This window comes from Streptococcus sp. 27098_8_75 (genome assembly GCF_041432475.1).
Classification (GTDB): Bacteria; Bacillota; Bacilli; order Lactobacillales; family Streptococcaceae; genus Streptococcus; species Streptococcus gordonii.
In genome coordinates, this window is record NZ_JAPVZR010000001.1 from 319,320 (window position 1) to 333,695 (window position 14,376).

Consider the following 14,376-nt stretch of genomic DNA (forward strand, 5'->3'; position numbering starts at 1 on the left):
CCTATAGATTATTCGCTTTCTTCTCGCTTTTTGTGAATGAGCATTCCTGCTAATGAGAGTGAAGTTATTCCAAAAAGACTGAGTGCTAGAGAGGTTTGGTCCTCTTGTCCTGTCTTAGGAAGGACACCAGATTCTTCTTGCTTACTAGAAGCTGTTTTATAGTTAATCGTTAGTGGCATAGCTGTTGCAACTTTTTCACTCGCTTTATTTGTTTCAAAAGTAGGACGACTATCCGGATTTGTAGGAGCTGGGACTCCTGGTTTCCTATCTGGTTTTACAATTATTCCACTATCTTGATCTGGATCAGGCGTCGGAATCACCATCTCCTTCAGATAGGATAAAACATAACGATTAATCTTATTTGTGACTTCATAGATAAAGTCATTTTCAGTTGCACGATATCCTGCTGGAAGCTCAACATGAATACGATAGTTTCCATTCATCAGCATGCTTTCAAAGCTAAGAAGATCATAAATACTATGAGCAAGAGTACGGATAACCCCTTTCTCATCAATGGTCTTCACAATAGTTCCTTCTGGCACTGGCTTGTCAAACCCTATTGTCAACTTATTCTCAGATAAGTAGCGCGAAGCAAAGGTGACTTTTGGATGAGGATCTTTAGGAGAAACTGTCACTTTTTTCACTAGCTCAGCTCCCCAATCATAATGGTAATCAGAAAGGGTAATCTTGACTGTATAAGTGCCAAATGGAAGCTCTGGGAAGCTGCCACCATTATAGGACGAATTAAACTCACCAGTTACAACACGCCCCTGATCATCAAAGACTTGGTAACGCACGATTGACGGATAATAATTGATTACCTCTCCGCTACTGTCCGTAAAGACAAGCTCCAAGGTCCCCTTGTCAGGAGTCTCTTTGTTTTCTGGACTTGACGTTGGCTCTTCAGCGACCGACGACGCCTGAGCTGTTAGGTCTTCGCTAGTCTCTACTTTATTTCCTTGCAAGTCTAGTTCAGCTGTATTGTATACCTTATCCCAAACTGAATAACGAATCGTTGAAAGATCCACTCCCTCAGGAATGACATAACTTCCATCTTCTTCTGGAGTCAAGGCATGCGTTTCTCCATCTTTAGTATATGACAGATAAGTACCTGCGACTCCACTTCCTGTTTCGATAATCTTTCCAGGACGGAAAACTCTGGTCTTAGGATCATAGTGGGCGCTACCCGTCTCTATACTTGGAGCCGTATTATCAATTTTAACTTTGAAATTCAACTCCTGCTTCTTAGCACCAGAGGCTGATGGACGGTAGGAAATGACAAATTGATACTCTCCATCTGGAAGCCGATTCCCATCATTATCCAAACCTTCCCAAGAAATTTCATAGAATTCTTCACTTCTGTTTCCGCTTCGGTAGCTCCAGTGCGTTTTTCTATGAACTTCATTTCCGATCTCATAAATGGGTTGTTTTCTCTCTGTGTCTTCTTTCTTGTAGACTGTCAGATGCACATTTTCGACATTGCGGAGCATAACAGCTTTTACCTTTACACTATCAAAACTAGAATCGTTATTTGGTGAAAAGTAAAGTTGATCCCCATCAAACTTTTCGCCATCCTGTCCCAGTGTTTTAGCTACAGATTCGCCGTTTTCGTACACATAGCTGATCAAGGATGTAAAATGATTATCTGGATGTCGCTCTTCCACATCCGGAATCTTGCCATCTGGATAGTCTGTTTTGTCCTTATAGTAATAGAAAGGTTTGTCAGAGCCAGTATATTCATAAATCGGCTTTTCAATCCCCCGGAGATTTTGGTATTCTCCTCGGAAACCTACATAAGGGAGGCTGACTAAATGCTGGTTACTCTTAGCATCTTTAACAAGGAAAAATCCTTCTAGAAAATAACCATTTGGCATTTGTTTGCTCAGCTCGGGTTGATATTTGCTGGCATCAACTGAGACACGAATGGTCCGTTGACCATGAGCTGGAACAGTGACAGTTTCTTTACCTGTCAGGGTCTCTAAAAGACGTGGGTGGAGCGTAAATTTCCCATCTTCAACTTGATCTGTTTGAAGAGTTGTTTCGTAGGTGACCGTCTTTTCCTGATCAGATAAATTATGAACTGTCACATCAAACTCGAAAGTATCCTTCACATTTCCCAAGGTCAAGCTACTCTTTTCACCTTTTGCAGTGACATATAAATCACCTAGGGCAGCGGCTGTCACATCCATGACTCCAGCCCCCTGCTGACGGACAGAAGAATAAGCCTTTGTTTCTTCATCCACATGGGGAACTGCTGTACTCATTGTCATCTGCTTGACGAGGATTTGAAGTTGTTCAGGTGTCAGATGAGGGAAGCGCTCTTTCAAAGACTGTTTGACTAAAGCTGTTGCTCCAGCAGCATGGGGAGATGCCATACTTGTCCCTCTGTCCATATAGTATTCACCGTTATTAACAGATGAGTAAATCATTCCACCTGGCAATGTCACATCTGGCTTCAAGTCACCATCAACTGATAAGCCCCAAGATGAAAAGTCTGACATCTGTTTAGCTGCTTCATACGGTACACGCTTAAATTTGTTGGCAATGTTCAGTTGGTAATCACTAGCGTGCTGGGACAAAAGTTCTCCGGCACGGTGGCCGATTACCCCAACAGGAAAACGCTCCCCTAAACCTTCTAGATCAAATGGAGTAGGCCTTTCTCCTTGCTCTTTCGTCTGATAGAAGACCACTCCAGTCGCTCCAGCTGCTTTCAGCTGTTTGACTTTTTCAACATCTGAGATCTGACCCCCTCTTTCAGTCAAAACCAATCGGCCATTAATCTGATCTCCTTGATAGTTTTCCAGCCCACCATTTTCAACATGGATATAATTTTGTGGAATGGTCGTCCGGAAACCATCTCGTTCAACAAAAGAATGCATTGGAATTTTACCATCAGGAAATTCCGTAGAACCGACTAGCTCCTTAACGGTTAAGCTTGCTTCCGTTGAAACATGTTTAGTCAAGCTATTGATTGAGGCAACAGAAATAACATTTGGATTGACTGACGGTGTCCCTGTCATCCCGTAATCAGGTGTTGTAGCAAGTGGCTTACTATGCCAAAAACCATTGGTCGCCATATTGGTAGAAGCAACAGTAATGGTCACGCCTGCCTTGCGAGCTTCATCGAAAGCTTGGCGGGTAATTTCTCCAACATCATAGATGGAGCCTGAGGCAGTTCCTAAACTCATATTAATGGTATCAGCCCCAAGCTTCACAGCGTCTTCCACAGCCTTAGTATAAATAAAGTTTTGGACTTGTCCACCTTTCGTATCTGAAAAGACGCGCAAAAACATAAGCTGAGCTTCTGGAGCTACCCCTCGGAAAATTTCTCCGTTTGGAGATGGTTTAGAAGCATTTCCTACAGCAGTTCCAGCTACATGGGCACCATGTGAAATCGGATCTTCTTCTTTTACATTGTCATCCATATCACTATAGTTATGAACATAGACGACTTTGTTGTTGTACCACTTACCATAGGTAATACCAGCCTTTTTCTTGGCTGCTTCGATATCAGCTTCACTTTTGAATTTTGCCCTGCTGATGTCCGTCAGCCGAAAAGCGTCGTGGGCAGGATCAACTCCTGAATCAATCACTGCTACAACCTGACCCTGACCTTTAATCCCTTTATCCCAGAGAGGTTGTAAATTGATTAAACTGTTTTCTTCGCTAACTTTGACAGGACTTGAAGTTGGGGAAGCGACAGCTGGTTGCGACTCTTCCACTCTGGTCCGCCGAAGAGGAGCATAGTCCACAGCATCGACACGCGCCAAACCTCGAATTTTCTTCGCATCTCCGTAAGTCGTTTCTAAAGCAAGTCCACTAAACAAAAGATTAATATCATATAGTTTCTTAAAGCGAATGGACTGTCTTTCTAATTCTTTTAAAAATTCCTCGTGTTCCCGATTTGTCTTCTCAATCCGTCTAGCCTTTTCTGCAGCAGATGTAAGAGGACTTTCACCAGGTGTTTTTTCTTCCTTTAGGCGAACAAGAGCTTCTACAGGAGTCGCTTCATCCAGTTCATTTTTTGGAGCTTCAGCTACTTCTTTATGAGACTTTTCTTCTATATTTTCCTGAGTGACTTTCTTTGTGGTCTCAAGGATAGGTTGCTTATGATCATTTTCACTTTTCTTCTCAGGTTCAGGAGTGATATTACTTCCTGTCTCTTTTTCAGTGCTTACCTTATCGGGCTCATTGCCACTTTCTTTTACAGGCTCATTACCCTTATCAGATGGCTGAATACCTTCTGTTTGACCCGAGTCATGAGTAGAAGGAAGAGACGGTTCTTCCGGTTTTCTTACTTCTTCCTCTTTGACAGGATGATTTTCTTCCGTCGTCTGTGCAGTATCCACTGCAGACGCTGTAATAGCTTGCTCTTCAGAGGTTACTGTATCTGCCGCAACCATTGGTCCAACAAGAGCCAGTCCAATCAATACAGATGCTACCCCTATAGCATACTTTCGAATTGAAAAACGTTGTTTTCGGTGAAACTCCATACAAAACTCCTTTATTTTTAAGCTGGAAGTAACAAACCTGATTACTTCCAGCTGTTATTTAATTATTAACGAAACTTCAAGTGATCAATCCTGACCTTCTTTTCCCTTTTTACGAATGAGTACGAAGGTGCAAAGTGACAAGAATATTCCCAATAGACTGATATTGTCCCCAGCTTGTCCGGTCTTTGGCAAGTTTTCTTTTGAATCCAAGTCAGAGACTTCTCGTATGTCCTCTTCCTTCTTTTCACTTGGCTTGACATACATAGGACGCAAGTCTGCTTTTTTCACAATTAGCTGATCTTCTTTATCCACTTCTTTTCCTTTACCAGGATCGGATGTCTTATCCGGAATGAGTGGATCTGGTTTTGGATCTGGTACTGGATTTGGGATTGGATTCGGTGTTGGATTCGGATTAACCGGATTGTCTTCTGCAACTTCTACAAATGTTGTTAAGAAGCGATTGATTTTTTCTCCTACTGAATAGAAAACATCATTTTCTACCGCACGATAACCTTTTGGCAGTTCAATATGAATCTGATAATCTCCATTTAATAAAATCTTTTCAAAAGTCTTTGGTTCATAGAGAGTTTGTTCTAATTCATGCTGTTCTCCGTTATCCTTACGAATAGCAAATACTCTAGTTCCAGATGGTAAATCCTTATCAAAGACTACGTTAAATCGATTCTTAGATTTGTAATGGTAAACAAAGTTGACTAGGCCTTCAGGATGTTCTTTCGTCAACTCAACTGTTACAGTTGTAGGAGATACCCATGAATAGTTTTCATCTTGTGCAACTACTTTGACAGTATAGCTACCAAATGGCAACCTTGGCAACTCACTTTCATAATAAGTATTAAACTCTTTATCAATTCGATTGCCCTTACTGTCGAATACTTGGTAGCGCATCATCTCAGGATATTGAGAGGTTGGATTTCCCTCTTCATCAACAACACGAACTTCCAGCCTTCCATCTGTTGCTTCTGCTTGACCGTCCTCAGAACTTCTTTTTCCTCTTGATTTTCCTGATTCCTTCTCAGCCGACTTATAAGCGTTCTGACCATCAAGGGTTAAAGTATTGGTATTATAAGCCTTATCCCAAATATAAAAACGAACAGTTGCTGGATCAACCCCTTCTGGGATCAAATATGAACCATCTTGATTCGGGCTGATTTCAATGGTTTGCCCATCTTTTTCGTAGGATAGGTATTTACCTGCCAGACCACTTCCTTCCTCGATAATGGTTCCCGGTCTAAAGATACGCGTTTTTGGATCATAGAGATCTTTGGTTGATGCTAATTGAGGAACTTGATTATCGACCTTGACCTTCAAAACGATTTCTTGAGGTTTTGCTCCAGGAGTACTTGGACGGTAGGTAAGAACGTATTGGTATTCCCCATCCGGAACGACCTGATTATTTTGGTCTTTCCCCGTCCAACGACTAGCATAAAGAATTCTACTTCTGTCGTTAATTCTCCAGCCGTAATCGGTTTTTTTCTCACTTTCGTTTCCTTGTTCAAAAATCGGATGTTCACGTTTCGTATCATCTGCCTTGTAGACTGCTAAATGGATATTATCAACATTTCTCAAAACGACCGCATTTAGTTTAACCGTATCAAAATGCCCATCTCCATTTGGAGAAAATACCAAGGCGTTACCATCGTATTTACCGTCTGTTTCACCAAGAACAACCTGCTCTTTCTTGCCATCTCTACGAATAGAGCTGACTAAAGCAGTAAAATGATTTCCTGGATCCTTGATTGGATTTTCCGCTTTCTCATCTTGATAGTAATAGAAAGGTTTTTCCTTACCAGTAAATTCATAAACTGGCTTTTCGATACCAGGTAGGTCTTGGTAATGTCCTTTAAAACCGATATATGGAAGACTGACTAAATCTTTTTGCGTCTTAGCATCCTTGAAGAAGACGAAACCTTCTAGGAAATAACCATTCTTCATTTGTTGGGATAATTCTTTGGTATAGGCGCTCGTATTAACCTTAATCGGAATGGTCACACTACCCATTGGAGGTACAAGGACAGTCTTATCACCTTTTTGGTCCAGTAGCTGACGCATTTGAAGCGTAATCCGACCATTTTCAACCTGATCTGTATTAACAACAGTATGGTAGCTGAGTTCTTGGGCTTGATTAGACAAGTTATGAACAGTCACCTCGAAGGTAAAGCTATCTTTAACATTTCCAAGTGTCAGACTACTATCCGTCCCTTTTCCAGTTACATATAGATTGCCAAAAGCAGCTCCCGCAGCATCCATCAGTCCAGAACCTTGTTGGCGGACTGAAGAATAGGTATTGCTTTCCTTGTCCTTGTGAGGTTTAGCTGTACTCATAACCAGTTGACGAAGCAAGGTATGAATTTGCTCTGGACTATATTGCGGGAATCTTTCTTCTAATGCTTGCTTAATCAAGGCTGTTGCCCCAGCAGCATGAGGAGTTGCCATACTAGTCCCGCCATCCATGTCATAAGAACCGTTCGGAATAGCAGAATAAATCATACCACCTGGCAAGGTTACATCCGGCTTCAGTTTTCCTTCTGTTGACAGTCCCCAACCTGTAAAGTAGAGCATCTTATCGGCTTCACTATAAGGAACCTTTTTGACCTCTTGATGGAAAGTCAGCTTATACTCACCAGCATGCGCAGCTAATTCTTTACCTAAACTATGTCCTAGCACGCTGACAGGATAGAAGGAACCCCAATAGCCCATTGGAAGATTTTGTAGCTGGTCTCCTTGTTCCTCATTTTGATAAACCAAAACCCCTTTGGCACCAGCTTGACGAAGGGAGTTTACCTTATCTTCATCCGTAACATCGCCACCACTCTCAACTAAAGCAATTTTTCCTTTGACAGAAGCTGTCCGGTAAGCTTCTTCACCACCTTTTTCAACATGGACATAAGACTGCGGACCTTCAACAGGGAAAATGAGTCGATAGACCGGTAAATCAACAAGACCATTCTGGAATTCTTTCTTATCTTTTAAGGCAGGGATTTCTAAGCGAATCTTTGTCACATGGTCAATCTTATTATTAAAGGCTCCGATTGCTAAAACACCATTCTCAATGGCTGGTTCGTCAATTGTTCCAGTATCAGGAGCATCTGCTTTTGGTTTGGCTTGCCAATATCCATTCACAGCATAATTTCCTGCTGCAGCATTTATGACAACACCTGACTTTCTAGCAAATTCAAAGGCTTGTCGAGTAAGAGGATTGGTATCCGCTTCTGAGCCACTAATACCGCCGAAACTCATATTGATTGTATCTGCTCCAAGCTTAACAGCATCTTCCACAGCTTTTGCAACGATAAAGCCCTGCTCAGTCATTCCTTTCTTATCTGAAAAGACCCGCATAAACATCAGTTGCGCTTCAGGAGCCACCCCTTTAAGCAGTTCTCCAGTCGGAGCTGGTTTAGTCGCATTTCCAACTGCTGAACCGGCTACGTGAGTTCCGTGTGAGCGAGGATCGTCCTCTTTGATCTCATCATTCATATCAGAATAGTTATAAGCATAAACCACCTTATCGTTATACCATTTACCATAGGTAATTCCTGCTTTTTTCATAGCAGCTTCCATTTGCTCTTTATTCTGGTATTTGGCCTTGCTTTTGTCTGTCAAACTAAAGAAGTTATGCTCGTAATCAAGACCAGTGTCAAGAACTGCGACGATACGTCCTTGTCCTTTTATCCCCTTATCCCATAATGGTTGGAGATTGATTAGTTCATTTTCATCACTAACCTTGGTTGGCAACAAGGTATTTTGTTTCTTAGGAAGATCTTGAGGAGTGTTGGCAGTTGAAAGAGGTGTGATGTCAACTTTTTCAACTCTGGCTACCTGACGAATCTTCAAAGCTTCCTTATAGCTTGTTTCTAAAACAAAACCGTTAAAAATCAGATCAAAATCTGCTAATTTCTTATATTGGATTCCTTTTTCGTCCAATTCCTTTAAGACCGCAGCTTTGATTGGTTGATTTTCATGCATACGAGCTTCAATTTGTGTAGCTCCTACTGGTGTCTCCTTTTTTTCTCCTGCCAGACGAACTACAGCTTGAACACGGGCCTCCTCATCTACTTTATTCGTAATATCTGATTCAACATTTGCATTATTTTTTCTTACTTCTGAATCATTCTTTTTAGGGTCCAGTGGCACTTCCTTCTTTGGAGTCTCTGAATCTACCTTATTTTGATTAGGTGATAATTCCTTACCTGACTTTTCCTCCGATGCTTTATTTTCTTGTCCATTTTCATTTGCGACAGAATCAACAACCTGAGTCTTTTCTCCTTCATCATCTGTCTTTGTTGTTTCACTCTGCGTTTCAGAGCGAGGCAACTCCTGACTCCTTGTATCTGCCTCTGAAGGTGCTAACTCTGGCTGTTCCGACTTCGAATCTTCTCGCTGCACAAGTTCGGAACTCTGTTCGACAATTGCTGGTGGCTCCAGCTGCGGATTTACTCCTGATTCTTGGGCCAAGACAGTTGGGCTATAAAAAAGGCATCCGACTACCACGGATACTAAGCCAACTGAATATTTGCGAAAAGAGAAGCGTTGCTGTCTGTCGTTTCTCATAATTGGACCTCCTATATATATTGTAAGCGCTTGCCCGGCTTCATTGTAGTCTTTCTATGTTTTAAAGTCAATGAAAATTAGTAGAAATATATAAGCGTAATATAATATTAATATTTCTGACAATTACTCTTAGAAAAATTATAGAAATTAGTTCAGAAATCCTCCTAACACCCTCATAAATAAGGAATTTCTCGCTATTTTCCTCTCATTTCACTTTACAAATCCATTAGATAAAATCTAGATCAACTACAAGCCAATTTCAAAAATGGGACTAAAGAGACTGTTTACAATATGAAAATAATCTAACTCTCATTTTCATTTAACACTTTTCGATGAGAGATAAATAAAAAGTCCTTAGAATATTATTTCTAAGAACTGTATTTCATATCTAGAAAAGGAACTTGAGTCTGATCTTTTTCCGTACTTATTCTCTCTTTTTATAGTCAAAGAGAAGTTTCACACTCATACACACTACCTGTCAGTGGGTCAATAACTTCTGCCAGCTTAAAGTGTCCCTGCTCATAATGGTAATGGCAGATGGCGCAGTTGCCAAAGCGCACCTTGGGATCCAGAGCTTGGGCTGCAATCTTGAGATAAAAGGCCCACATGGCACCGCCGTGGCTAACAGCTAAGACTGGCTCTGCTCCTGCCTGCTCCATAACCTCAGTCAGAGTGACCAGCATGCGCTCACCAACTTGGTCCACGCCTTCTCCGCCATAAGGGACGAAGAGGTCTTCAAAAGAGGTAGCTCCTGGTCGAAATTTCGGCTGCAGGCGTTCGGGCTGAGCCTCAAAAAGACCAAAGTTCCATTCTATAATGCCCTTGAGGCGAGTATAGTCGGTCCTGTCGGAGACAAGTTCTAAGGTATCAGAAGTTCGCTCCTGGGTGGAGGAATAGAGATGGCCAAAACGAATGCCCCGCCCTTGCAAATAAGCTCCTACCTGCCGAGCTTGATCTTGCCCTAGTTCTGTCAAAGGAGAATCGCAAACTCCTTGCACCAAGCCTTCTTGGTTGAAAAAAGTCTGGCCGTGCCGCATCAAATATAAATCTTTCATTTTCCCTCCCAATCGCTAAAATCGTGGCCAATGGCCTCTTCTAGGTAAAATTGGTCATCTTCAAAAGTAAACTTCAAGATACCGCAGTTGGTCATGTGACCCAAATCATTCAGACGCCAGTTTTTCTGCCAAGCTCTGGCAAAATTAGCCATAGATCCGCCATGGGAGACCATGAGCACAGACTGACCATCCGTCTCTTGCATGAGCTGAAGAATGGTCGCTACCATACGCTCCTGCACCTGATCCTGTGATTCACCGCCATAGGTTACAAAGAAATCTCCATAAGGCAGGGGCGGATTGAGGTCTTCACTTTCCCCTTCAAAGGTGCCAAAGTTCCACTCCTTGAGTCCCTTGACACGCTTATAAGGGATCTTACCATCCGTTACCAATTCCAAGGTATCACAGGCTCGCTCTTGAGTAGAGCTATAAGCATCGTCAAAAGTAATACCCGCATCCTTAAAATATTTCCCTGCCACCTTGGCCTGATAAATACCAAAATCGGTCAGAGGAGCATCACACCAGCCCTGCACCTTGTGGCGCAGATTAAAAAGCGTCTGGCCGTGCCGCATCAGATAAAGAGTTTTTGCTATCATCCATATCTCCTTTAGATGAGTTCTAACTTTTCAAAGGCCTTGTAGAGACCGTCTTGACTGACAGAGTCTGTCACCAGATCGGCCATGGCCTTGATTTCTGCTCCGCCATTTCCCATAGCAACGCCGACCTGACAATAGTCCAGCATAGGAATATCAACCTTGGCATCGCCAAAAGCCAGAGTATCCGCCCTGTCAGCATGAAGATGTTGTAATAGAACCTCAATGGCATGCGCCTTGGTAATATCTTTGACTCCTAAGTCACCAAAGAGTGCATGCTCCCCCTTGCCTCCCCAAGTACCCGCCTTGAGCTCAGGAAAAGCTGACTTAGAGTCCATATGGTCTTGGTAGCTCTTGAGGATAAAGCTGACTTTATTCAGGTCGTCTCGGTAGAGCTCTCCTCCATAGACCAGGCCGTGAAGGGCTTCTTCAGCCTCCATATTTACGACTTCTTCTGGCTTAGCACCTTTTCCAAGGACGTAGGTCTGAAGCACTGGTCGTGCTGCTTCGCGGAAGTCCCTGCTGGCAAAGAGGCCATTATTACTCTCCAGGTAAAACTCTAGCCCCCGCTCCTGAAGCCAGTCCACTAGCCTCTTAGCAACCTCTTGAGGAATCAGCTGGTGCAGAATAACCTGACCCTTATGCTCTACATAAGAACCGTTGCCCCCAATCATGCCATCAAAGCCAATATCCCAAATTTCCGGCGGCATCTCAGCCTTGCTGCGACCTGTACACACATAAACCAAATGTCCCTTTTCCCGTGCCTTGCGAATGGCAAGTACAGCAGACTCCGGTATATGATTATCATAGTCGATGAGGGTCCCATCCACATCCAAAAAGATGATTTTTCTCGTCATAAAGCCCCTTCCTTCTCATTTTTGACATAAAATTTGTATATTTCTCACTCTAAATTAACTTGTTTTAGTGAAGTTATTTAGTTTTCTTCTATTATATACTTATTTGAAAGCCTTTTCCTATGAAATAATCAGAGATTCTGATACTATTCTATGATTTATTTAAATAATTAGCTTCTCAAATACACAAAAAAGGCCGGAAAAAATTCCTAGCCTTTTAAAGATTATTTATTAATGTTTTCCCATTTCCAGTTTTGAACCTCTGGGATATCATCACCGTTTTCACGGATGTAAGCATTGTGGTAAGCCACAGTCTCGTCCATTTTAGCAGAGAAGACAGCTGCATCTTCACCAAGTGCTGCTTTTGCTGCATCTTGAGCCAAGTGGAAGCGATCCAATTCTGACATAACACGCATATCAAACGGAGTAGTGATATCTCCATTTTCACGGTAACCGTGAACACGAAGGTTGTGGTTGTGACGGTTAAAGAAGATGTCACGAATCATTCCTTCATAGCCATGGAATGCAAAGATAACTGGCTTATCTGTTGTGAAGACTTGGTCGAATTCTTCGTCTGAAAGTCCACGCGCATCTACAGATGGATGGCGTAATTTCAAGATATCAACCACGTTAACAAAGCGAATCTTAAGCTCTGGGAAGGCCTTGTGGAGAATAGATACCGCAGCAAGAGCTTCTAAGTTTGGCTCAGTTCCTGCTGCTGCAAAGACAACATCAGGCTCTTCATTGTTAGACACAGTTGAAGCCCAGTCAATAACCTTGTAACCTTCACGTACCAATTCTTCTGCTTCTTCAGCTGAGTAGAATTGCGGACGTGGGTGTTTTGAAGTAACAATCAAGTTAACCTTGTCTTCTGCCTTGAAGGCTTTATCCATAACAGCCAATAAGCTGTTTGTATCTGCAGGCAAGTATTCGCGGATATACTCTGGAGTTTTCTCTGCCAAGTGAGTCAAGATACCTGGATCTTGGTGAGTATAACCATTATGGTCTTGTTGGAATACTGTTGAAGTTGCAATCAAGTTCAAGGCTGGGTAGTTCTTACGCCATGTAGTATGAGTCTTACATTTACGCAACCATTTGAAGTGTTGTGTCACCATTGAATCTACTACACGAAGGAATGATTCGTAAGAAGCGAAGAAGCCATGACGACCTGTCAAGACGTAACCTTCTAACATACCTTCAGCCTGATGCTCTGACAATTGTGAGTCAATAACACGACCCGCTGGGCTCAAAGCTTCATCGTATTCAGGTCTCATACGGCCCAACCATTGACGGCTAGTACGAGTAAAGACTTCTTGCAGACGGTTTGATTTTGTTTCGTCTGGACCAAAGATACGGAAGTTATCTGGGTTAGCATCTACCAAGTCAGCAGCGTACTTACCAAACTCAATCATGTCTTGTGCTACAATCTCGCCTGGAGTTTCAAACTTAAGGACGTGTTTCTTCCAATCAGCAGTGTCCATTGGCTTGATTACACCGGCATTAGTGATTGGGTTCATAGCCATACGACGGTCACCTTTCGGTGCAATCGCAGCGATTTCTGGCAAGACTTTTCCAGACTCATCAAACAATTCTTCTGGACGGTAAGATTTCAACCAATCAAGAAGGGCATCAACATGCTCCATATGGTGAGCATCTACTGGAATTGGCACTTGGTGAGCACGGAAACCACCTTCGATTGGAGTACCTTCCCATGACTTAGGACCAGTCCATCCTTTTGGAATGCGGGCAACCAATACTGGGAAAATAGCTTGAGTTGCTTCTTCAGCTGATCCTTTACGAGCTTCAGCTTGGACTTTCTTAATTTCTTCGATTGCTTCGTCCAATTTAGCCGCAAAAAGAGCATGAGCAGCTTCATGATTTTCTGAAATAGCTGTTACGTCAGCAAAAATAGGTTTCCAACCTAAACCTTCAAAGAACAAGGTCAATTCTTCGTCTGTTTTACGTTCAAAGATAGTTGGGTTGTGAATTTTACCACCGTTAAGATAGAAAATTGGAAGAATAGCACCGTCATTAACAGGGTTGATAAAAGTATTTGACAACCAACCTGCCATCAATGGACCAGTTTCCCCTTCACCATCACCGATAACAGTTGCTGCAATCACATCTGGATTATCCAAGATAGCTCCTGCTGCATGAGATAGGGCATAACCGAGTTCTCCACCTTCATGGATAGAACCTGGTGTTTCAGGTGCCGCGTGAGAAGCGATACCCCCTGGGAATGAGAAGATCTTGCACAAATGTTTGAAGCCTTCTTCGTTTTGAGGAATATTTGGATTTAACTCTGTATATGAGCCGTCGAGGTATGAGTTTGAAACCATTACCTGACCACCGTGACCAGGTCCTTCAATGTAGAACATATCTAGGTCATATTTATTAATCGTCCGGTTCAAATGAGCGTAGATGAAGTTTTGCCCTGGAACAGTTCCCCAGTGTCCGATTGGGTGAGCTTTTAGATCATTAGCTACCACATCGCGTTTCAAAAGCGGATTGTCTTTTAGGTACATTTGAGCTGCCGAAATATAGTTAGCAGCACGCCACCAAGCATCAACTTTTTCTAAATAAGCCTTAGAATTATAATCTGTTGTCATGTTTCCTCGCCTTTCTATTTGGGTTGATTAGCCATAGCTAAGTCCCTAAACATGAATCTACACCTGGTCTCTCCCAAGATAACCCCTGAAAAGTGCAAAAAATAAAACATTTAGCTGTTTAATTTTCCCTCTTTCACTTCCATACTTTATTGGGTCAGGAGGTTGTATCTAGTAGAAGTATAGGTGTGATATAAAAGAAGTTAATC

At 42.4% G+C, this 14,376-nt stretch carries 6 protein-coding genes; all 6 read right to left on the reverse strand.

Annotated elements, in window-relative coordinates:
* Window positions 1-8: 8 nt before the first annotated feature.
* The gene (locus O3640_RS01515; protein WP_195321512.1) at window positions 9-4,493 is read right to left on the reverse strand and encodes an SGO_0316/SGO_0317 family LPXTG-anchored serine peptidase; all 4,485 of its coding nucleotides are present in this window, start codon (window positions 4,491-4,493) and stop codon (window positions 9-11) included.
* 84 nt (window positions 4,494-4,577) lie between these two features.
* On the reverse strand, window positions 4,578-9,062 hold the full coding sequence (locus tag O3640_RS01520; RefSeq protein ID WP_195321510.1) for an SGO_0316/SGO_0317 family LPXTG-anchored serine peptidase: 4,485 nt from the start codon (window positions 9,060-9,062) through the stop codon (window positions 4,578-4,580).
* Between the two features lie 443 nt (window positions 9,063-9,505).
* Window positions 9,506-10,117 carry a histidine phosphatase family protein gene (locus O3640_RS01525; RefSeq protein ID WP_371586516.1) on the reverse strand — a complete coding sequence of 204 codons (612 nt, stop codon included), beginning with the start codon at window positions 10,115-10,117 and terminating at the stop codon, window positions 9,506-9,508.
* Window positions 10,114-10,710, reverse strand: a complete 597-nt coding sequence (locus O3640_RS01530; protein WP_195321506.1) for a histidine phosphatase family protein — start codon at window positions 10,708-10,710, stop codon at window positions 10,114-10,116. The genes O3640_RS01525 and O3640_RS01530 overlap by 4 nt, the downstream gene beginning before the upstream one ends.
* An 11-nt stretch (window positions 10,711-10,721) precedes the next feature.
* Entirely contained in the window at window positions 10,722-11,564 is an 843-nt protein-coding gene (locus O3640_RS01535; protein ID WP_371586518.1) for an HAD family hydrolase, read from the reverse strand.
* A 221-nt stretch (window positions 11,565-11,785) separates the two neighbouring features.
* Complete coding sequence (locus O3640_RS01540) at window positions 11,786-14,170, reverse strand: phosphoketolase (RefSeq protein WP_195321502.1); 2,385 nt, start codon at window positions 14,168-14,170, stop codon at window positions 11,786-11,788.
* Between the last annotated feature and the right edge of the window lie 206 nt (window positions 14,171-14,376).

Bases quoted from the DNA above. Each gene is read 5' to 3' on its own strand.
- O3640_RS01535 (WP_371586518.1), bottom strand. From the start codon at position 11,564: ATGACGAGAAAAATCATCTTTTTGGATGTGGATGGGACCCTCATCGAC.
- O3640_RS01520 (WP_195321510.1), bottom strand. From the start codon at position 9,062: ATGAGAAACGACAGACAGCAACGCTTCTCTTTTCGCAAATATTCAGTT.
- O3640_RS01530 (WP_195321506.1), bottom strand. From the start codon at position 10,710: ATGATAGCAAAAACTCTTTATCTGATGCGGCACGGCCAGACGCTTTTT.
- O3640_RS01540 (WP_195321502.1), bottom strand. From the start codon at position 14,170: ATGACAACAGATTATAATTCTAAGGCTTATTTAGAAAAAGTTGATGCT.
- O3640_RS01525 (WP_371586516.1), bottom strand. From the start codon at position 10,117: ATGAAAGATTTATATTTGATGCGGCACGGCCAGACTTTTTTCAACCAA.
- O3640_RS01515 (WP_195321512.1), bottom strand. From the start codon at position 4,493: ATGGAGTTTCACCGAAAACAACGTTTTTCAATTCGAAAGTATGCTATA.